We start from the raw sequence: 20,758 nt of genomic DNA, 5'->3' as shown, positions 1-20,758 counted from the left end.
TTCCTCCCCCAGCTTCGTCTAGGGCATAGACATATCTCGCGGTTTCAGAACAGGGCGCGAGAATCCTCCCCCGACTTCGGGGAAGGTGCCGGTGCGCAGCACCGGCGGATGGGGGAGCGTGGCACCACGGAGCCGAAAAAGGCGGGATCGCGCACTCTACCCCACCCGACCCGGCTTCGCCGGCCCACCCTCCCCGAAGTCGGGGAGGGATATTTGAGTCTTACTCGTCTCGGTAGAGAAGTTTGGATGCCCTAGATGAAGCTGGGGGAAGCAAAACGGGCCTCTTTCTGCTGCGCCCTACCCGATCGTCATCAGGCTGGCATTACCACCCGCGGCCGTAGTGTTGATGGAGGTGGAAACCTCTTCCAGCAGCCAGTTGAGGCAATAGGCGTCCGCCTTTGCCGCCAGTTCCTGCGAGGTGGCCGCCTGCACCAGGACGAGCGGGCCCGGCAGACCGGCAATGGCCTTGCTCGCCTCCTGGATCTCCCCCGCGTTTCCCTCGACCAGGGCGCCGGAAAACGGGCCTGATTTCTTCCAGTCCTTGCTCCAGCTCACCCGCGCCGCCACGCTGGCCGGCAGGGTCTTGAGCACGGACTGCAGGCCGGAGGTCGTGTCGACGACCACGCTGTTGCCGGTGGCGAGCGCCGCCGTGAGCTGCCGGTGCAGGCCGATCTCGGTCTGCGGTACCAGTAGGATCTGGCCGCGCGGATGCAGGGCATAGAGATTGCGCTCGCCGACGGGGCCGGTGAGCTCGATCTCCAGGCCGAGGGCGGAGTCGCCGCCGATTTCGCGCGCGTCCTGGGCCAGATTGTTCATGCCGCGCTGTCCCAGCCATTTGGCGAAGTCGGTCAGCACCGGATCGGTATGAACGGAGCTATGCCGCGGGGGGATCGGCGGGGTGTCGACCAGGCGCCCGAGATAGAGCGGACCGCCCGCTTTGGGGCCGGTGCCCGACAGGCCGCGCCCGCCGAAGGGCTGCACCCCGACGACCGCGCCGATGGTGTTGCGGTTGATATAGACATTGCCGACCTTCACCAGGCTGGTGACATGGGCGATGGTCTCGTCGAGGCGGGTGTGCAGGCCGAAGGTCAGGCCATAGCCGGTTGCATTGATCGCATCGATCAGGCGTTCCAGGTCGTCGCGCTTGTAGCGCACCACATGCAGTACCGGCCCGAAGACCTCGCGCTGCAGATCGGCCAGCTCGTTGATCTCGATGATCGTCGGCGCCACGAAGGTGCCGCCCTGCGTCTGCTCGCCGAGTTCCACCTGCTCGACCTTGCGGCCGCGGCCGCGCATGGCCTCGACATGCCCCTCGATGGTGGCCTTGGCTTCGGCTGATATCACCGGGCCGATATCGACCTTCAGGCTGTCGGTCGAACCGATACGCAGCTCCTTCAACGCGCCCTTGAGCATGGCGAGGGTGCGGTCGGCGACATCCTCCTGCAGGCAGAGCACGCGCAGGGCCGAGCAGCGCTGTCCCGCGCTGTCAAAGGCGGAGGCGATCACGTCTGCGACCACCTGTTCGGCCAAGGCCGAGGAATCGACGATCATGGCGTTCTGGCCACCGGTTTCGGCGATCAGCGGGATCGGCTTGCCATTGGATCCAAGGCGCGTAGCGAGCTGGGCCTGGATCAGGCGTGCCACCTCGGTCGAACCGGTAAACATCACGCCCGCGGTCTGTGGCGCGGCCACCAGCCCGGCGCCGACGCGGCCATCTCCCGGCAAAAGTTGCAGGGCGTCGGCCGGGACACCGGCCTCGTGCAGGATGCGCACGGCCTGGGCCGCGATCAGCGGCGTTTCCTCCGCCGGCTTGGCGAGCACGGCATTACCCGCCACCAAAGCCGCGGCGACCTGGCCGGAGAAGATCGCCAGTGGGAAGTTCCACGGACTGATGCAGACGACCGGACCGAGCGCCTTATGGGCGACGCCAAGCGTAAGGCGGGCCTGGTCGGCGTAATAGCGCAGGAAGTCGATGGCCTCGCGCACCTCGGCGATGGCGTTCGGCATGGACTTGCCCGCCTCGCGCATGATCAGGCCAAGCAGCACCGGCATCTCGCTCTGCATGATGTCGGCGGCGCGCGCCAGGCAGGTTGCGCGCTCGCTCGGCGTCCAGCGGGACCAGCCCTGCATCGCCTTTTGCGCGTTCGCCATCGCCGTCGCGACATCGGCCTCGGTGGCCTCCGTCACCTGGCCGACGACATCGTTGTGGTCGCCGGGATTGAGCACGGGCCGGCTCTCTCCAGCACTGGCGGCACCGGCGAGCTGCGGCACGGACGTCCAGGCCCGGCCGGCGCTTTCCTTGAGGATAGCGCTGATCTGGGCGAGCGTCGTCTCGTTGGAAAGGTCGAGCCCGGCGGAATTGGCGCGCTCGTCATAGAGTTCGGAGGGCAGGGAAATCTGGTCGTGGCGCGCGCCCACTACCGCCATCGACCTGATCACCTCGGCCGGATCGGCGATCAGTTCATCGACCGAAACATTGCTATCGCCGATGCGGTTGACAAAGGAGGAATTCGCGCCGTTCTCGAGCAGGCGGCGCACGAGATAGGCGAGCAGCGTCTCATGCGTGCCGACGGGCGCATAGATACGGGCCGGCCGGCGCAGCTTGTGTGCCCCGACCACCTCGTCATAGAGCGGCTCGCCCATGCCGTGCAGGCATTGGAACTCATACTGGCCAGTTTTGAAGTCGGCACCGGCGAGATTGTAGATGGTGGCGAGCGACTGGGCGTTGTGCGTGGCAAATTGCGGGAAGACGGCGTCGGTGGCTTCGAGCAGCTTGCGCGCGCAGGCGATGTAGGAAACGTCGGTGTGCACCTTGCGGGTGAAGACCGGGAAGTCGGAGAGGCCGTCGACCTGCGCCCGCTTGATCTCGGCATCCCAATAGGCGCCCTTGACCAGGCGCACCATGATTCGGTGCCCGGTGCGGCGCGCCAGATCGATGATGAAATCGAGCACGAAGGGGCAACGCTTGCCATAGGCCTGCACCACGAAGCCGATGCCGTCCCAGCCCTTGAGATCGGGGTCCTCGCACAGGCTCTCGAGCAGATCGAGCGAGAGTTCCAGCCTGTCGGCCTCCTCGGCGTCGATGTTGAGGCCGATGTCATACTGCTTGGCGATCGCCGCCAGCGCCTTCACCTTGGGCAGCAATTCCGCCATCACCCGTTCGGCCTGGGCGCGCACATAGCGCGGATGCAGCGCCGAAAGCTTGATGGAAATGCCTGGCCCCTCATAGATGCCGCGGCCGGCCGAGGCGCGGCCGATGGCATGGATGGCGGTCTCGTAGTCCTTGTAATAGCGTGTCGCGTCCGCGGCGGTGGTCGCCGCCTCGCCCAGCATGTCGTAGGAATAGCGAAAGCCCCTCTCCTCCAGCGGCCGGGCGCGCTTGAGGGCTTCCTCGATGGTCTCGCCGGTGACGAACTGCTCGCCCATCATGCGCATAGCCATGTCGACGCCGCGACGGATCACCGGCTCGCCGCAACGGGCGATCAGCCGGGTCAGTGCGGCCGAAAGACCACGGTCGTTGACCGTATTCGACAATTTGCCCGTGACGACCAGGCCCCAGGTCGCGGCATTGACGAAAAGCGAGCGCCCGCCGCCGATATGGGAGCGCCAGTCGCCATCAGAGATCTTGTCGCGGATCAGGGCATCTCGCGTAGCCATGTCGGGGATGCGCAGCAGGGCCTCGGCAAGGCACATCAGCGCGACGCCTTCCTGGCTGGAGAGCGAATATTCATGCACCAGCGCCTCGACGCCGCCGCCCCGGCGCTTGGAACGCAACGCCTCGATCAGCTTGCGGCCCGTGGCGCTGATCGCCTCCCGGGTTCCGACGGGCAGGCTGGCCTGTTCCAGCAGCGCCGCCACGCATTCCTCCTCGGAGCGGCGATAAGCCGCCGTGATGGCCTGGCGCAGCGGCGTCTGCGGCCGGATCGGCGGCGCAAAATCGGCGAAGGGCATGGCGGCTGACTGAGGATTTTGGCTGAGTGCGGCAGATGTCGTCATGGCGGTCTCGCTCTTGAAAACGTCAGGTGCCATTGGCCCGGATCGGCGATGATACCTCAAGCAAAACGCTTTGGCGTTTCGACGATCAGATAGCACAGCCCGATGTTGCTTTTTCACCAACGATATGTGCATCCATAGGCATTAAATCTTTTGTTCTCGAATTATGCAGGATTTTTGAATGTCAAAATCGACAGAAACAGGAAATCTGGATAGTTACGACCGCAAGATCATCGATGCGCTGGTCGAGAACGGCCGCATCTCCATTACCGAACTGTCTGAAAAGATTGGGCTTTCCAAGACGCCGTGCCATCAGCGCCTGAAGCGGTTGATCGACGAGGGTTATATCCGCGGCTTCCGCGCCATCCTCGACTCCGGCAAGATGGGCCTGGACCATATCGCCTACACCGAGGTGAAGCTTTCGGACACGCGCGAGGCCGCGCTGAAGGCCTTCAACGCGGCGGTGTTCAAGATCCCGGAAGTCGAGGAATGCCACATGATCGCAAGTTCCTACGACTATCTCCTCAAAGTGCGCACTGCCAATATCCGCCGCTACCGCCAAGTGCTGGGCGAGCGCATATCGAGCCTGCCCCATGTCGCCAACACCTCGACCTTCGTGGTGATGGAATCGGTCAAGGACACCGATCTGATACCGTGAGGAAGCCGTTGGCATGCACCGTTTCAGGCTCCCCTACGTCACCCAGGGCTTCCACAATCTGCCCATCACGCACCCGCACCTGATCCGCGCCACCACGACCAGCCTGGAGCGGCCTTTGGCTCAGTCAGACGCATCGTCCGGACTCTCCAGGGCCATCGCCGTGCGCTTGACAGTGGCGGCTATCCGTTCCGACAGGTCGGGATCGGATACGGCGCGCGCCAGCGTAACGCCACCACTGAGCATGGCTAGCAGCAGGATCGCCCGATCCTCCGCGGATCCCGGGAAATCAGCGCGTGGCACTCTCCCGGACAAGCCGCCGGCAACCTCCTCGATCAGCCGGCGCAGCTCGGCCGTATAGACGCGGCGCGTTTCGTCATCCGCGCGCATGACATCGGGCGACAGGCTCGGCAATGCACAGCTCTCGCCCAGGCCGCAGGTGCGTTTGTAGCCGAGATAATAGCCGATGAAGCTCTTCAGCCACCCGCGTGGCTGCTCCGCTCTCAAGGCTGCAATCCCCTGCCGCAGCTCTTCCAGCCCTGTCAGCACGGCCGTGCGAAAGGCTTCGCTCTTGGATTTGAAATGTCCGTAGAAGGCGCCGTTGGTCACGCCGGCCGCCTTGGTCAGCGCATCGATGCCGGCGCCGCCATACCCTTCCTTCCGAAAGATCTGTCCTGCCGCCGCGATCACCCGCTCGCGGGTTTCCCGTTTATGCTCGGCATTATAGCGCATGATATCACCCATTGAGAGCGAACACTCTTTATTGCTTGCAAAGAGAGTGTTCGGTCTATAACCATAGAGAGCAATCGATATATATGATGTCAGCCATTGCTCGAACAAGGAGCTTTCGATGCCGATCACGCTCACCCTGCCAGACGGCCTGCTGTCCCCGCAGGCGCAGGCCGAAGCCTTTGCCGCCTTGACGAACGCGCTTCTCGAAGTCTCCGGCCTCACCGGCAACAGCTTCATGACGGCCAATATCGTCGGCACGATCAACGTGCTTGCGCGGGACCACGTGTTCGCCGCGGGAAAACCGGCACCCGCCGCCTTCATCGAACTCAAGCTGCCGGAGATCGCCCTGGCTTCACCCGAGGCGAAAACAGCCTTCATCGAAAAAGCGACGGATATCCTGGAACATGCAGCCGAAGGCTGGCTGAAACGCGAGCACATCTGGATCAACATCGTCTACGCGCCCGAATGGGCGTGGGGCATCGCCGGCCGCGGTCTCGGCAACAACGACCTCGTCGATGCCATTCAGGCTGCTTCACCAAGCCATTGATTTCGAAGGTCCGGCACCTCGGTGGGGATGAACCATGCAGCTTGCCAATTACCTGTTCTTCACCCGGCATTGCGAGGAAGCGCTCGCCTTCTACGCCCAATGCGGATTGGGGCGGGCCTCGATCCTGCTGCGTCATGGCGACCTCGGCATCCCTCTTGCCGACGAGGCAATGCGGGGAAAAGTGATGCATGCCCGTTTCGAGGGCCCGGGCCTCCTGTTCTTTGCCTCGGACAATCAGGACGCGGAGCCGATGCGCGGCTCCGCCCACATGCTGATCATGCGTGACCGCGGCACGACCGCCAGGATCTTCGCCAGCCTAGCCGATGGCGGCACGGTCACGACGCCGCTCGCGGTACAGCCCTGGGGAAGCTTTTTTGGCAAGCTGACCGATCGCTTCGGCGTGCAGTGGATGCTCGATTGTGCGGACGGTGGGCATGACAGTCCTGCAACCGGACGCGCGATCGACGGCTGATCATCGCCGACCGGGAGCCTCGGCCAAAGGCTTCACGCAACATCCTGCCGCTCCTTGCGAAATTCGCTCGGCGTCGTCGTGAAGCGCTGGCGGAAGCGCCGGCTGAAATGGGCCGAATCCGAGAAGCCGCACTCGATGGCGATCTTGGCGAAGGACTTGTTGGACGTCTCGACCATATGCCGGGCGAGCGACAGCCGCATCTCCATGAAGGCCGCACGCGGCGAGGTGGCGAGCGCGCTCTCGAAATGGCGTTCGAGGCGGCGCTTGGTAATTCCCAGATGCCGGGCGATCTGGCCGACGGAGAGCGGCGCATCCAGGGTTTGCTGCACCAGCAGCAGCGCCTTCCTGACGAAAGGGTCGGAGGTGTTGAAATCGAGCGTCGGGCTCGGCTGCGGTGCCTCGCCGACCTCCGCCCCGTTGATCATCATGATGTGCAGGCTCTTGGTCGCGGCGGCCTTGCCCAGATGCCGCTCGACCAGAAAGGCCGCCAGATGGGCCGCACTGGCACCGCCCGGACAGGTAAGTCGATCACGATCGACGATGAAGATCTGGTCGGACACCGGCTGAAGACCGTCGAACTGCTCCAGGAAATCGGTGTGGTGGAACCAGCTCACGCAGCAGCGATAGCCGTCCATCAGCCCGGCATGGTGCAAGATGAAGGCGCCCGTGCACACGCCGACGAGCGGCACCTTCGCCGCGGCGGCCCGCTGGAGATAGCGCGAATAAGCGGGGCTGAGTTTGGGGATCTCGTCGATCAACCCGCCCACCACCACGATATAGTCGAACTTGCCGGGTTCCCCGAGCCTCTCGGTGGGGGCAATCACCACGCCGCTGCTGGAGGCGATCGGGCTCATGGTGTCGGACAGCACGCTCCATTCGAAACGGATCGGCCGGCTGCGATCGCCTTCATCGGCCGCCAGCCGCAGCACGTCGACGAAATTGGCGAAGGCATTCAGGGTGAAGTGCCGCGCCAGGATGAAGCCGACGGACAGCCGCGGCGCCCGCTTCTCGGGCCTGACCGGCTTCCTTGTCCCCGCTTCGCTCACGCCTGGGCCCCCCATGTCGGGACGTCGCACATATAACATCCGATCGACGCACCCATTCTATTCGCGCCGACAAGGGCCGGCAAGATACCGGGATCGGGCTGCCTCCAGCCGATGTCGCAATTCTGGTGCGCCAGTCATACAAGTCATGGCGAGGAAAGCGTTCATGCTCTAAGAAGCGATCGGGGATATCCGATTGGGATGGAGGGGACAGTCCATCGACAGCAGGTATTTCCATGAATATGGTAGAAACATACCGACACTTCTTGCGCCGTAGACTGCGCCCCACGCGCCTTTCTTCGATTGTATTCCTTTGCCTGGCCGCCACGCCGGCCCTGGCACAGTATCAGCCTCGGGAAACCTTTGCCCCGCGTCCGATGACGCAGGCCGTCAACGCCTATCGCTCGGCCGATGGCCTGCCCGGTCCTCAATATTGGCAGAACAAGGCCGATTATCAGATTCATGCGACCCTTCAGCCCGACCAGCCGGCCGTCAGCGGTGATGAAGTCATCACCTATACCAACAACAGCCCCGACCGGCTGACCGAGCTCTGGCTGCAGCTCGACCAGAACATCTACAAGGCCGACAGCCGCAGCGGCTACGCCAACGGCAAGGCGCGCGACGGCACGACGGAGGGTTTCGTCCTCGACAGCGTCGCGATCGGCGGCGGCAAGGCAGCTCCGGTTCCCTATACCATCAGCGACACGCGCATGCGCATCGCCCTGCCGACGCCCCTGGCGCCCAAGGGTGGGCAGGTCAAGCTCCATATCCGCTATCACTTCACCATTCCCGGCGAGTGGGGCGGGCGCATGGGCTGGGGCAAGGCCAAGGCCGGGCCCGTCTACGAGATTGCCCAATGGTATCCGCGCATGGCCGTTTACGACGACATCCGCGGCTGGGATACGCTGCCCTATCTGGCCCAGGAGTTTTATCTCGACTATGGCAATTTCGACTATTGGGTGACGGCACCGAGCGCCATGCTGGTTGTGGGTTCCGGCGAATTGGCGAACCCGCAGGAGGTGCTGACCGCAGAGCAGCAAAGCAGGCTGCAAAAGGCCCGCGCCAGCGACAAGACCGTGACGATCCGTAGCGTCCAGGAGATCGATGATCCCAAGTCGCGCCCGAAGAAGGACGGCACGCTGACCTGGCACTATCGCATGAAGAACAGCCGCGACGTGGTTTTCGCAGCCTCGGCCGCCTTTGCCTGGGACGCCGCACGCATCAACCTGCCGTCCGGCAAATCGGCGCTCGCCATGTCCTTCTACCCGGCTGAAAGCCAGGGCAGCGAGCGCTGGGGCCGCTCGACCGAATATCTCAAGGATGCCGTCGAGCGCTTTTCGACCCGCTGGTATCCCTATCCCTGGCCGGTCGCGATCAATATCGCCGGCCCGGACGATCTTGCCGGCATGGAATATCCCGGCCTGCTCTTCGATGGCATCGGAGACAAGACCAAGGACCTGTTCTGGGTCACCGCCCATGAGATCGGCCACACCTGGTTTCCGATGGTCGTCGGCTTCGACGAGCGGCGCGATGCCTGGATGGACGAGGGCTTCAACACCTTCATCGACGTCTATGAATCGGACGACTTCAACCATGGCGAATATGCGCCCAAGCGCGACGTCGAATATGCGCCGGGCGGCGGCAATCCGGTCGACGAGATCATCCCGGTGCTGAAGGACCGCGCGGCACCGCCGATCCTCTCGCGCGCCGATACCGTGATCGAGAAATACCGCCATCCGGTGACCTATTTCAAATCGGCGCTCGGCCTCGTCCTGCTGCGCGAACAGATCCTGGGACCGGAGCGCTTCGACGCGGCCTTCCGCCAGTTCATCGCCGCCTGGGCCTTCAGGCATCCCAAGCCGGACGATTTCTTCCGGGCGATGGAAAGCAGCACCGGCGAGGACCTGTCCTGGTGGTGGCGCGGCTGGTACGACCACAATTGGACGCTGGACCTCGCCATCGACAAGATCGCGCCGGCGACCGACGACAAGGACAAGGACAACAAGGCCAAGGAGCCGAAGGGCACGGCCATCACCGTCAGCAGCCATGACAAGCTCGTCATGCCGGTGACCTTGCGGGTCGACTTCGCCGACGGCAGCCATCGCGACTATCGCCTGCCCGCCGAAAGCTGGATCAGGCAGGGCGCGACAACCATTGTCGTCGAGCCCGGCAAGAAGGTGGTGCAGGCGACCCTCGATCCCGACCACAAGCTCCCCGACCAGAACCGCGACAACGACAAGCTGAGTGCCGACGCAAAATAGCCTGCCCGGTTTGCCGTGCCGGTGAAACGGCACGGCAATGCCCGGAGCATTTCACTCTCAAATCGCGCCACCAATAAACGCAAGGAGCATTGGGCGACCGAGAATATGCTCACTCCTGTCGTTGAGGGGCTGCACCACGGCGAGCAATTGCGAATGACGGTACCGCCCGTTGATGCTCCGGCAGCTTCACCATTTGCAGTTCGTCGGCGCTGCCATCCCAGCATCACTCCGCCAGCTGGAAGGCCTCGAACCGCCCCAGCGCCTCTTCGATCGCCGGCTTGTGGGCTGCTGCATCACCCACCCAGTTCCATTGCTGGATCAGCACCTTGCCGGCGGCGCGGTCCGTCTTGAGATCGATGGCCGCCACCACCTCTTCGCCCACCAGCACCGGCAGGGCGAAATAGCCGAAAACGCGTTTCTCCTTCGGCACATAGGCCTCGAAACGGTGATCATAGTCGAAGAAGAGTTTCAGCCGCTTGCGCTGGATCACCAGGGGGTCGAAGGGCGAGAGGATATGCACGAGCTCGGCCGGTGGCGCCTCGGCAACGGCGTCGAGAGTCGCAGGGCTGGCCCAATGCTCGGTCTTGCCCGCCCCTTCGACCTCGACGGCGACGAGTTCCTTGCGCCGCACCCGGGTTTCGAGGCGCTCGCGCACCGCGCCCTTGCGGCCAGCATCGAGATGACAGATCGAATCGAGGCTGATCAGCCCCTGCGAACGCAATGCCCTGTCGATGATGTAGTCGAGCCGCTGGCGCTCGGTGGCGGGCTTGGGCCTGAGGCCCTGCTGCTCGGCCCAGCCGAAATGGCGCTCCATCAGTTCATAGGTCTTCACCATGCCGATGCGGGCGCTGATGGTCAGCACGCCGGTATAGAAGGCCAGCTGCAGCGCTTTCTTGGAGGGCTTGCGGCTCGCCCAGGGATGGGTCTTCTCCACCAGCACGTCGTCGTCGATGTCACGGATGGTGAGCGGCCCATTCTTGCGGATCAGGGTCAGGACCTTGCGCAGATCTGATTTCGCCACGTTCTCGAACCAGCCATTGGGCTTGTCGAGATAGGCTTTCATGGCAGGCAGGAAATAGCGCAGGTCCGCCGTGGGAATATAGGAAAGCGCATGCGTCCAATATTCGAACACGGATTTGTCGGCGCTCTGTGCCTGGATGAGATGGTCGCGGCGATAGTCGGGAATGCGCGTCCACAAGATGTGATGGTGACTGCGCTCGATCACGTTGATGGTGTCGATCTGCACATAGCCCAGATGCGCGGTCGCCGCAGGGGTCGCCTGGGGGCCGTCGCCGAAGGGGGAGAGGCTGTCGAGGCGCTGAGCCCGGAGCCAGATGCGCCGAGCCTGCGTCTTGTCGAGGGAAGGCGGTTTACGGGGCATGCAATCTCGCCAGGATACGGGGCGGCTGGGAGCACGCTCTCAGCCCTCATGCCCTGCAAGATAGGTCTTCCCAGCCGAGTCGCCAGCCCCGCGCCACCATTTTGTTCACGGAATGTTTACGGTCCAGCGGGTTGTCAGGGCACGTAGAGAATCTTGACCTCGCCCGGTCCGGCCGGCCTGGCGATGATGGCCGGCACCTCCTCCAGCCTGACCTCGCGCGAGATCAGCTCGTCGAGATTGAGCGCCCCGGCAGCCACCAGTTCGGCCGCGCGCCGATGCGTGAAGGGGTTGATGAAGGAGCCGAACACCTTCAGCTCGCGGAACAGGATGTCGAAGGGCTCGACCGCCACCTTCTCGCCCTGTGCCATCACGCCGAGGATCACCACGGTGCCGCCGGGGCGGGCGAGCTGGAAGGACTGCTCAACCGTCTCGGCCACGCCGGCGCACTCGATCACCATGTCGGCACCGCCGGGCAGCAGGCCGTCGGGACCGGTGACGTTGGCGATGAAATCGCCCTGCGTGGGATCGATGCTGGCGGTGGCGCCCACGCGCTCGGCCAGCTCGCGCTTGGCGGCCTGGCGGGTGGAGAGCACCACGCGTGACGCGCCGGCGAGCCTGGCCAGTTGCACCGTGATCAGCCCGATCACGCCGCCGCCGAGCACGATCACCGAAGAGCCGGCCTGGATGTCGGCAATGTCGATGCCGTGCAGGCAGCAGGCGATCGGCTCGCAGAAGGCGCCATGGCTGGCCTTCAGGGACAATGGCAGTTCATGGGCCTGCTGCTGCGGCACGATCACATATTCGGCCAGGCCGCCGTCGCGGTGAATGCCGATGGCGGTGAGATTGCGACACAGATTGATCCGCCCGTTCTGGCAGTGCACGCAGCGCCCGCACACGATGTTGGGATCACCCGTCACCCGCATGCCGGGGCGAAAGCCCTGCACGCCCGGGCCGACCTCCTCGACGATGCCGCAGAATTCGTGGCCCAGCGTCACTGGCGGCTTGGAGGGAAATTCGCCCTTGAGGAGATGGCGGTCCGTGCCGCAAATGCCGGAGGCCTCGACCCGCACCAGGAGATCCCCAGGCCCCGGCTTGGGCCTTTCCATATCCTTCAGAAAAAGCTCTCCCACTGCGTCGAGCCGCACCGCCTTCATCGTTGCCTCCACCTGCTGTCTTGATTGTTCATACAATTCTAGGCCGGATTCGTGTCTGCGGGATAGTGCCGGCGCATGTCATTTCCTTGGAGCGCGGACATCACGGCGACATGCTTGCATGTCGCGACATTTCTTAATGTCGCTGAGATGTCCGCGCTCCGTATAAGATGGCCGCCATGCCCGACACACCTCCTGATTCTCAGCCCTCCAACGCCCCCGAATGGTCCGTCTCCGAACTCTCCGGCGCTCTTAAGCGCACGGTGGAAGATGCCTTTGGCTATGTGCGCGTGCGCGGCGAGATCTCGGGCTATCGCGGCCCGGTCGCTTCGGGCCATGCCTATTTCGCCCTCAAGGACGAAGGCGCCAAGATCGATGCGGTGATCTGGAAGGGCAATCTCGCCCGTCTGCGCCAGCGTCCCGAGGAAGGCATGGAGGTGATCGCCCACGGAAGGCTGACCACCTTCCCAGGCAAGTCCTCCTACCAGATCATCATCGACCGGCTCGAACCAGCAGGCCTCGGCGCGCTCATGGCGCTTCTGGAGGAGCGCCGCCGGAAGCTTGCCGCCGAAGGCCTGTTCGACGAGGGGCGCAAGCGGGCTTTGCCCTTCCTGCCACGCGTGATCGGCGTGGTCACCTCGCCGACCGGCGCCGTGATCCGCGACATCCTGCATCGCATCACCGATCGTTTTCCGCGCCGGGTCATCGTCTGGCCAGTGCGGGTGCAGGGCGAGACATCCGCCGCCGAGATCGCCAATGCCATCGCCGGCTTCGATGCCCTGCCCGCCGGCGGCCCCATCCCGCGCCCGGACGTGCTGATCGTCGCGCGCGGCGGCGGCAGCCTTGAGGATCTGTGGTCGTTCAACGAGGAAATCGTGGTGCGTGCCGCCGCGGCGTGTTCGATCCCGTTGATCTCGGCGGTCGGCCACGAGACCGACTGGACGCTGATCGACCATGTCGCCGACCGGCGCGCGCCGACGCCGACCGGTGCCGCCGAAATGGCCGTCCCGGTCAGGGCCGACCTCTTCGCCAATCTGCACGATCTCGGTGCCCGGCTCACCGGCCATGCCCTGCGCATGATCGAGCGCCGGCGCCAGGATCTGCGCAATCTCGGCAGGGCCCTGCCCAGTGGCGAGGCGCTGCTGGCGACGCCGCGCCAGAAACTCGACCTTGCCGCCGGCCGCCTGGTGCACGCACTCACGCTCAACACCCGCCGTCACCACCAGCGCTACGACGCCCTGACCCGCCGGCTGCTGACACAGAGCCCGGCCAACCGGCTCGACCGCAGCCGCGATCGCTTTCATGCCGTCGCCGAACGCCTGGAGGCTTCGGCGCGCATCGCTCTCTCCCGCAAGCGCGAGACCTTTACCGGCCGTGCGGCACAGCTCACGCCACTGCTGCTGTCCCGCCGCAGCGAAGCCGGGCGCGAGCGCCTGCAGACCCTCGCCGGCCGCCTGCTGCAGGCCGCAGCCGCGCGCACATCGGCCCAGCGCGAAAGGCTCGGCCGCTTCGCCGTGCTGCTGGAGGCCTATTCCTACCAGGGCGTACTGCAGCGCGGTTTTGCGCTGGTACGCGACGAGGAAGGCCGACCCATACGCAATGTTGCCTCCGCGCAAGCTGCCTCGAGCCTTGACCTGCAATTTGCCGACGGCCATGTCATCGTGAGCAACGGTGCGACATCGCCAACCTCAAATCCGGCGAAAGCCAAGGCAAAGGGCGGAGCGGCCCGCACGCAACCGAGCCTGTTCGACGATTAGAATTGGCTCTGTTATAGTTTCGAGAAATTCTGCAAACGCATAGGCCAGCGCCTCCATGAACCGTCACGAAAGCCGCATGACTCTGCCCGGCGAAGCACAGGTCCAGTACCTCGATTCCGATTTCCGCATCCTCAAGCCGGGTAATTACGTGCGTTGCGCCGTTACCGGCACCCACATCCCGATCGACGAATTGCGCTATTGGAACGTCGACCGCCAGGAAGCCTATGCCAGCCGCGAGGCCGTGCTGGAGCGGCTGAAGAGCCTCGGCGAGATCTGAGAATCCGGGTGCGCGGACAACAGCCACATTGAACCTCGTTCAATGTGGCGGCGACGTCCGCTCTTCCTCATTTGCAGACGCTCCGCTTCCAAGAGCGGACAGGATGTCCGCGCTCCGAGCGCCCTCACCCCGCCAGGCGGAAGCGCTTCACCAGGAAATCGTGCATCGCTTCCTCGTCGTCGAAGCAAAGCCGGATCGGCACGATCTCGCTGATCGAGGCCAGGCCAGTGCGCGCCGGGCCTCCGGCCAGGCGGGTCATGTCCTTGCTCGTCGTCACCGGAACGAGCTTTGCGGCCTGGGCCCGCGCCGCGATCCTGGCCGCCTCCTCCTCGCTGAAGGCATGATGATCGGCGAAGACTTCGGTCGCGGCGATGATCGCCCCCATATCCGCCAGGGTCTTGAAGAACTTCTCGGGACGGCCGATGCCGGCAAAGGCGAGCACCCGCTTGCCGCGCAGAGACGGGGCTTGTGGATCGAGGCCGATGCGGGCCCGGAAGACGGCGACGCTCGAGCCGCGGGCGAAATCATAGACGGCCGTTCCGGCATCGCCTGGCCCGATCACCACCACCGCCGAAGCGAAGCCGATCTGGTCATGGATATCGGCCCGCAGCGGCCCGGCAGGAAAGGAAAGCCCGTTGCCGATGCCCGTCTCGCCATCGACGGCGATGATCGAGCAATCCTTGTCGAGGGACGGATTCTGGAAGCCGTCATCCATGATGATGATGCTGGCGCCCTGCTCTATGGCGAGCGCCGCCCCGGCCGGCCGGTCGACGGACTTCACCGTCAGGGCCTTGCGGGCCAGCAGCAGGGCCTCGTCGCCCACCTTGTCGGCGGCATCATCAGGCCTCACCACCAGCGGCCCCTTCTCACTGCCGCCATAGCCGCGGGTCAGGAAGGCTGGGCGCTGGCCGGCCTCGATCAGGATATCGGCGACCGCCAGCGCCAGCGGAGTCTTGCCCGCCCCACCAAGCGTGAAATTGCCGATGCAGACGACAGGGACGCCCACTCGGCTGCCTGGCTGGCGCATGCGCGCGATGACCTTGCCACCATAGAAACGAGCCAGCGGCGTGAGCAGGCCGGCCAGCCAGCCGCGCGGCCGGTACCAGAAGGCTGGCGCCTTCAAGCTGAAGAGCCGCCGCAGGCTCATGTTCGCCTCGCTCCGAGCGGCAGCAGGGCGGCAAGCGTACGATCCAGCGCTCCGGTCAGCGCTGCGATCGCCCTGGCGCCACCGGCGGCGAGTTGTTCGACCTCTGCCGGTTCGGCCAGCAGCCTTGCAACGGCGTCGGACATTTCAGCCGCGCTGTGCACGACCACGGCACCGCCCATGCCGTCGAGCGCGCCATAGGCTTCGACGAAGTTCTGGATATGGGGTCCGTGCAGCACGGCCGCGCCAAGCTTGACCGGCTCGATGGGGTTCTGCCCGCCCTTGCCGAGCAGCGACTTGCCCATGAAGACGATGCGGGCAAGGCGATAGAACACGCCCATTTCGCCGACCGTGTCGGCAACATAAACATCATGCTGTGGTTCGAGAGCGCCCCCCCGCGAGCGCAGGGCGACAGTCAGGCCCTTTTCCCGCAATGCGGCAGCGATCGCCTCTCCGCGCTCGGGATGGCGCGGCACGATCAGTGTCAGCAGGCCCGCAAAACGATCCCTCCAGGTCGCATGCACCTCGCCGGCCAGTGCCTCCTCACCCTCATGCGTCACTGCTGCGAGCCAGAGCGGGCGGCTGTTGACGGCCCGTCGCAGCCCCTCCAGCACGCCCGGATCAGCGGGCGGGAGCGGAGCATCGAATTTCAGATTGCCGGTGACGACGACGCGCGGCGCCCCGAGCGAGGCAAAGCGCCGGCCGTCATCCTCGCTCTGGGCGGCGATGAGGTCGAAACTCCCCAGCAGGGCGGCACTGGTACGCGGCACGCGGCACCAGCGCGCGAAGGAGCGCGGCGACATCCGCCCATTGACCAGCGCCAGGGGAATGCCCGCCGCCTTGATTTCGACGATCATCCCCGGCCAGAGTTCCGATTCCAGGAAACAGACGATATCAGGCCGCCAATGATCGAGGAAACGGCTGACATAGGCAGGGATATCGAGAGGCACGAACTGATGAATCGCACCGGCCGGCAGCCGTTCGGCCATCAGGGCTGCCGAGGTGACGGTGCCGGTCGTCATCAGGATGCGATAGCCCTCCGCCGCCAGGCGCGCAGCCAGGGGCAACAGGGTTATGGCTTCACCGACACTGGCGCCATGCAGCCAGGCAAGGCGCCCCTCGGGGCGGGGCCGGCCGGCAATACCGAGGCGTTCGGACCGGCGCGAAGCGTCCTCCTTGCCGCGGCGCTGACGCTTGTCCAGCAGCAGGCCGGCGAACGGGCGAAAGCAACTGGTCGCCAGCCGGTAGGCCTTGAGGCTGAGGGGAAGTACCGCGCTCACGTGCCCGCCTTCACGAATTTTCGGCCAACCATGGCATAGGCGGTGCGATGCGCCGCATCGAGGGCGTGCTCCACCTCCAGGCGCTTCGCCTCCATCAGCGCCTTGTCGGCGTCCTCGGGCACATGCACGAGATCGCCGACCACGAAGGCGCCCCGCGAAAATGGCATGTTGATCACGGCCTTGTCCCAGGTGGAGAGCTGGATCATGTTCGAGGTCGCCACGGCAACCGGCACGATCGGCCGTCCCGACAGCCGCGCGAGCGTGACGATACCGAGCCCGGCTATGCCGCCGGTGCGCGGCACGTCCGCCGTCACCCCCACCGACTGGCCGTCCTTCAGGGTGGCCACCAGTTCGCGCAGGGCCGCTGGGCCGCCCTTGTGGTGCTGGCGCTGAGGCCTGCCGCCCGAGCCGCGTACCAGGCCGAGGCCGAGACGCGTCACTGCGACAGCATTGATCTCGCCGTCGCCATGGCGCGAGATCAGGATGCGGAACTCATGTCCCTCGCGGCGCATGAAGGGCACCAGGAAATGCTGCCCGTGCCACATCGCCACGATATAGGGATATTGATCGCGAATGGGCCCGTAGAGATCGGCCGGACTGTCGGCAAAGCGGCTGGTGCCGTGCACGAGCTTCAGCCACGCGGCGAGACCTTCGCCGATGGCCTTCTGGACGAAGCGGGATCGGCCGATATCCTTGATCATGCAGGATTATCAGCGTTTCGTCGTGTCGGTGGCGGGATCGAGCAGGCGATGCAGATGCACGATGAAATAGCGCATCTGGGCATTGTCGACGCTCGCCTGGGCCTTGGCCTTCCACGCCGCCTGGGCACTGGCGTAATTGGGGTAGATGCCGACGATGTCGAGGCCCTGAAGGTCCTTGAACTCAACGCCCTCGATCGAGCTCAGCTCGCCGCCGAAAACCAGATGCAGCAATTGTTTCTGAGGTTCGCTCATCCCATACTCCTATAGCGTTTTCCAAAAAAAGTTGACAGACTTTTCGATCAAGAAAACGCGCTAAAACAAAGAGTTAGAGAAAAATGACGATTCGAAGAGAAGTCATTTTGCTCTAAAATTCAATTCATGCCCTCGAACAGGGCAACCAAAGCGCCCTGGCGCTCGCGCCCGGCCATGACGAGCGGCCGGTGCACGGGGTCGGGGCGGTTATAGACGATGTCCCTGCCAGCCACGGTGGTAAGAAGCCCGCCGGCTTCGCTGAGAATGATGTCGGCAGCCGCGATATCCCAATCATGGGAGGAGCCCGACGCGAAAGCGCCATCGACGCTTCCCTCCGCCACCATGGCGATGCGCAGGGCCAGCGAGGACATCGACGAGGCCCGCTCGACCCGCGGCAGGGCACGCTGCGCCAGATCGAACATCGGCTTGGGTCCGGCCAGCGTGCGGATTGCAGCAAGGGCACCCTGGCTGGCCTTCAGGGCGACGCCGTTCTTGAAGGCGCCCAGACCGCGCCCGCCTGTATAGAGATCGCCATTGCTCGGGCGATAGAGCACGCCCGCCAGCGGATGCCCGTCCTCGACCAGCGCGGCCGAGATCACCCATTCGCCATTGCCGGCGATGAAGCCACGCGTGCCGTCGATGGGATCGATCACCCAGACCTGTCGCTTGTCCAGGCGTTCGGCCGTGTCGACAGCCTCTTCGGAGAGCCAGCCGATCGCGCTGGAAACATCGCGCAAGCGCTTGGCCAGATGCGCATCGATGGCAAGGTCCGCCTCGGTGACGGGCGACTTGTCGGCCTTGTCGAAGATGCGGGCGCCGTCGCGCGCAAAGCCGAGCCCGATGTCTCCTGCTTCCCTGACAGCCTCGATCAGCAGAGGCAACGCCTCGCCCGCACCCAACGCCCGGGCCATACGCCCTGCCCCATCCTTCTCGATCATGGCTCGGATTTAGGCGAGCAGACCGGCGCGTGCAAGCAAGAACCATGGGTTCGAAGCGGTTGGCAGGGCAAGGCGCTTACTGGCTTCGCCGCGGAACGTGATAAATCACGGCCTTGTATTTCCTGTCGCGCCGCTCCGCCGCCGGGATTCCGCCCAGGCCCTCGGCAATGCGCCGGCTCGCCAGATTGGCCTCTGCGACGGGATATTGGAAATATTGTATGGCCGGATCCCTGGACGCCCAGGCGGCAACTGCAGCGACGGCCTCGCGGCCATAGCCGCGTCCATGTTCGTCTTCCCGGATCCAGATGCCGAGTTCGGGCGTCTTGCTTCCGGCCCGATGCAGCCCTGCCAGACCGAGAAACAATCCGTCCCGCCGCCGGACGACGAAAATATAATCGCTGCCGACCTCGGCCAAGGTTCCCCAGTTGCGCCAGATCGAGGCAAAGGCCTCGCGTGACGGTGAAGGCTCCCATGCCATGAAGCGCGTCAGGCTCGGCGTGATGCAGGCAAAGATCTCGTCTGCGTCATCAGGCTCGAAGGACCTGAGCAGAAGGCGCTCGCCGAACAGGGCGATGGGCGGTGGATCAAGCGACACATTGTTCTCCGCTCACGCAATTGCAGCCTGCCGACCGGGGCATCCCCGCCAACTGGGGCGGGAATCATGCCATCGCCGTGCGGCCCCAAATTTGAGACCGCCCGGCGATGCGGGCAATCGAGAACGGCGATAATGTGCCTGTGGCAGGATTCGTCAAAGAAGGCAGCCTTGATTACCTGACGCGTAATTGAGACGCCCCCTTCTCCCGGCCATGCTGAGCGGGCCTGAAGCAATCAGGCTTGCCAAAAGGAACACGTCGATGACCGATCCCGCCACCATCGCCCGCATCTATATCGCCACCTGGAACGAGACCGATCCCGCCCGCCGGCGTGCCTTGCTCGATGCTTCCTGGACGCAGGACGCCCTCTATGTCGACCCGCTGATGCGTGGCCAGGGTCATGACCAGATCGACGGATTGATCACGGCCGTGCAGCAGCGCTTCCCGGAGTTTCGCTTTTCCCTGATCGGCGAAGCGGATGGTCATGGCGATCATGTCCGTTTCTCCTGGCAGCTCGGTCCGGCGGGTGCCGATGGGCCGATCAAGGGCACCGACTTCGCCCGGCTCGACAAGGGACGGCTGCACGAAGTCAGCGGTTTCCTCGATCAGGTTCCGGCGGCCGCATGAGCGCCCGCGGCAACATCCAGGCCGTCCGCCGCCCGGGCGCCTCGCCACAGGCGAGGGCCGCCCGGGGGGTCGGCGACCATCTGCGCGCCTGGCGCCAGCATCGCCGCATGAGCCAGCTCGACTTCGCGCTGGAAGCTGAGATCTCGCAACGCCATCTCAGCTTCATGGAAAGCGGGCGTTCAAAGCCAAGCAGGGAAATGGTGCTGCATCTGGCTGAAAGGCTCGAAGTACCGCTGCGCCAGCGTAATGCCCTGCTGCTCGCGGCCGGCTATGCGCCTGTCTTTCAGGAGCGCGGGCTGGACGACCCGGCCCTCGCCCCGGCCCGCGAGGCAATCGAGCTGGTGATCGGGGGGCACGAACCTTACCCCGCCCTTGCGGTCGACCGCCATTGGACGCTGGTCGCCGCCAACAAGGCAATCGCGCCCCTGCTGGTCGGGGTTTCCGACAAGAGCCTGCTGGAGCCCCCGGTCAATGTCCTGCGCCTCGGCCTGCACCCGGGCGGCCTGGCCCCCCACACCGCCAACCTGCCCGAATGGCGCGATCATCTGCTCGAGCGCCTGCGCCAGCAGATCGCCGTCAGCGGCGACGAGATCCTGGCCGAGCTCCTCGATGAGCTTTCAGCCTATCCGGTACCAGCCTCGCGCGGCAAGCCCCGCGCCGATCTCGGCGGCATCGTCGTGCCTTTCGAGCTCAGGACACCGCAGGGCCTGATGTGCTTCTTCTCCACCACCACCGTGTTCGGCACACCCGTCGACATCACCCTGTCGGAACTGGCGCTGGAATGTTTCTATCCGGCCAATGCCGAGACAGCGGAGATCCTCAAGCGGACAGTGCTGTGAGAGGGGCACTTCCGGGATGGCCGGCCTCCCTGCCTGCCTCTCAGGGCACTTCGATTATTGGATAAGAAGAGCAGGCAATCGCGACATGCAAGCATGTCGCTGAGATGCCTGCGAT

19 protein-coding genes are annotated in these 20,758 nt (G+C 64.8%); 8 read left to right on the top strand and 11 right to left on the bottom strand.

The window, feature by feature from the left end:
• Nucleotides 1–297: 297 nt before the first annotated feature.
• Entirely contained in the window at nucleotides 298–3,951 is a 3,654-nt protein-coding gene (putA, locus tag ACR9ZN_RS30565; RefSeq protein ID WP_481274408.1) for a trifunctional transcriptional regulator/proline dehydrogenase/L-glutamate gamma-semialdehyde dehydrogenase, read from the bottom strand.
• 223 nt (nucleotides 3,952–4,174) lie between these two features.
• Between putA and ACR9ZN_RS30560 the strand changes: the two genes are divergently transcribed.
• Entirely contained in the window at nucleotides 4,175–4,651 is a 477-nt protein-coding gene (locus ACR9ZN_RS30560; RefSeq protein WP_434955364.1) for an Lrp/AsnC family transcriptional regulator, read from the top strand.
• A 120-nt stretch (nucleotides 4,652–4,771) separates the two neighbouring features.
• Here ACR9ZN_RS30560 and ACR9ZN_RS30555 read toward each other — a convergent pair whose 3' ends face one another.
• Entirely contained in the window at nucleotides 4,772–5,380 is a 609-nt protein-coding gene (locus ACR9ZN_RS30555; RefSeq protein ID WP_454816704.1) for a TetR/AcrR family transcriptional regulator, read from the bottom strand.
• A 118-nt stretch (nucleotides 5,381–5,498) separates the two neighbouring features.
• Here ACR9ZN_RS30555 and ACR9ZN_RS30550 point away from each other — a divergent pair, with 118 nt between their 5' ends.
• Both ACR9ZN_RS30550 and ACR9ZN_RS30545 read left to right on the top strand, forming a co-directional pair.
• Complete coding sequence (locus tag ACR9ZN_RS30550; protein WP_481273996.1) at nucleotides 5,499–5,927, top strand: tautomerase family protein; 429 nt, start codon at nucleotides 5,499–5,501, stop codon at nucleotides 5,925–5,927.
• Nucleotides 5,928–5,961: 34 nt separating this feature from the next.
• Nucleotides 5,962–6,399: a VOC family protein gene (locus tag ACR9ZN_RS30545; RefSeq protein WP_481273995.1), complete on the top strand. Its 438-nt coding sequence runs from the start codon at nucleotides 5,962–5,964 to the stop codon at nucleotides 6,397–6,399.
• A 32-nt stretch (nucleotides 6,400–6,431) separates the two neighbouring features.
• Here ACR9ZN_RS30545 and ACR9ZN_RS30540 read toward each other — a convergent pair whose 3' ends face one another.
• Complete coding sequence (locus tag ACR9ZN_RS30540; RefSeq protein WP_481274407.1) at nucleotides 6,432–7,460, bottom strand: GlxA family transcriptional regulator; 1,029 nt, start codon at nucleotides 7,458–7,460, stop codon at nucleotides 6,432–6,434.
• 248 nt (nucleotides 7,461–7,708) lie between these two features.
• Between ACR9ZN_RS30540 and ACR9ZN_RS30535 the strand changes: the two genes are divergently transcribed.
• Nucleotides 7,709–9,703, top strand: coding sequence for a M1 family metallopeptidase (locus ACR9ZN_RS30535; protein ID WP_481273994.1), 1,995 nt, complete (start codon nucleotides 7,709–7,711; stop codon nucleotides 9,701–9,703).
• A 223-nt stretch (nucleotides 9,704–9,926) separates the two neighbouring features.
• Here the strand turns inward: ACR9ZN_RS30535 and ACR9ZN_RS30530 are convergent, their stop codons facing one another.
• Together ACR9ZN_RS30530 and ACR9ZN_RS30525 are read right to left on the bottom strand one after the other, a co-directional pair.
• Nucleotides 9,927–11,084: a winged helix-turn-helix domain-containing protein gene (locus tag ACR9ZN_RS30530; RefSeq protein ID WP_481273993.1), complete on the bottom strand. Its 1,158-nt coding sequence runs from the start codon at nucleotides 11,082–11,084 to the stop codon at nucleotides 9,927–9,929.
• Between the two features lie 134 nt (nucleotides 11,085–11,218).
• Entirely contained in the window at nucleotides 11,219–12,238 is a 1,020-nt protein-coding gene (locus ACR9ZN_RS30525; protein ID WP_481273992.1) for a zinc-dependent alcohol dehydrogenase family protein, read from the bottom strand.
• A 176-nt stretch (nucleotides 12,239–12,414) separates the two neighbouring features.
• Between ACR9ZN_RS30525 and xseA the strand changes: the two genes are divergently transcribed.
• On the top strand, nucleotides 12,415–13,992 hold the full coding sequence (gene xseA, locus ACR9ZN_RS30520; RefSeq protein WP_454813111.1) for an exodeoxyribonuclease VII large subunit: 1,578 nt from the start codon (nucleotides 12,415–12,417) through the stop codon (nucleotides 13,990–13,992).
• A 55-nt stretch (nucleotides 13,993–14,047) separates the two neighbouring features.
• The gene (locus tag ACR9ZN_RS30515; protein ID WP_434955355.1) at nucleotides 14,048–14,269 is read left to right on the top strand and encodes a DUF2093 domain-containing protein; all 222 of its coding nucleotides are present in this window, start codon (nucleotides 14,048–14,050) and stop codon (nucleotides 14,267–14,269) included.
• Nucleotides 14,270–14,393: 124 nt separating this feature from the next.
• On the opposite strand, the gene lpxK is transcribed toward ACR9ZN_RS30515, so the two are convergent.
• The 6 genes from lpxK to ACR9ZN_RS30485 form a co-directional block, all read right to left on the bottom strand.
• Nucleotides 14,394–15,416, bottom strand: coding sequence for a tetraacyldisaccharide 4'-kinase (gene lpxK, locus ACR9ZN_RS30510; protein WP_481273991.1), 1,023 nt, complete (start codon nucleotides 15,414–15,416; stop codon nucleotides 14,394–14,396).
• Complete coding sequence (locus tag ACR9ZN_RS30505) at nucleotides 15,413–16,693, bottom strand: 3-deoxy-D-manno-octulosonic acid transferase (protein ID WP_454813109.1); 1,281 nt, start codon at nucleotides 16,691–16,693, stop codon at nucleotides 15,413–15,415. The genes lpxK and ACR9ZN_RS30505 overlap by 4 nt, the downstream gene beginning before the upstream one ends.
• The gene (locus ACR9ZN_RS30500) at nucleotides 16,690–17,394 is read right to left on the bottom strand and encodes a lysophospholipid acyltransferase family protein (protein WP_434955352.1); all 705 of its coding nucleotides are present in this window, start codon (nucleotides 17,392–17,394) and stop codon (nucleotides 16,690–16,692) included. Before ACR9ZN_RS30500 ends, ACR9ZN_RS30505 begins: the two co-directional genes overlap by 4 nt.
• Before the next feature lie 9 nt (nucleotides 17,395–17,403).
• On the bottom strand, nucleotides 17,404–17,646 hold the full coding sequence (locus tag ACR9ZN_RS30495) for a DUF4170 domain-containing protein (RefSeq protein WP_149251781.1): 243 nt from the start codon (nucleotides 17,644–17,646) through the stop codon (nucleotides 17,404–17,406).
• 119 nt (nucleotides 17,647–17,765) lie between these two features.
• Nucleotides 17,766–18,557, bottom strand: a complete 792-nt coding sequence (locus ACR9ZN_RS30490) for a 3'(2'),5'-bisphosphate nucleotidase CysQ (RefSeq protein ID WP_454813108.1) — start codon at nucleotides 18,555–18,557, stop codon at nucleotides 17,766–17,768.
• A 103-nt stretch (nucleotides 18,558–18,660) separates the two neighbouring features.
• Nucleotides 18,661–19,179 (bottom strand): GNAT family N-acetyltransferase, encoded by a 519-nt coding sequence (locus tag ACR9ZN_RS30485; RefSeq protein WP_434955350.1) that lies wholly within the window; start codon nucleotides 19,177–19,179, stop codon nucleotides 18,661–18,663.
• A 259-nt stretch (nucleotides 19,180–19,438) separates the two neighbouring features.
• On the opposite strand from ACR9ZN_RS30485, the gene ACR9ZN_RS30480 reads away from it, so the two are divergent.
• Entirely contained in the window at nucleotides 19,439–19,804 is a 366-nt protein-coding gene (locus ACR9ZN_RS30480; RefSeq protein ID WP_454813106.1) for a nuclear transport factor 2 family protein, read from the top strand.
• Nucleotides 19,801–20,643 (top strand): helix-turn-helix domain-containing protein, encoded by an 843-nt coding sequence (locus tag ACR9ZN_RS30475; protein ID WP_454813105.1) that lies wholly within the window; start codon nucleotides 19,801–19,803, stop codon nucleotides 20,641–20,643. Before ACR9ZN_RS30480 ends, ACR9ZN_RS30475 begins: the two co-directional genes overlap by 4 nt.
• The last annotated feature ends 115 nt before the right edge of the window (nucleotides 20,644–20,758 follow it).

Source organism: Labrys sp. HAY1-8F (genome assembly GCF_056754975.1).
Note: the sequence above shows the minus strand (reverse complement) of the source record. Positions and strands in the feature narration are given on the sequence as shown.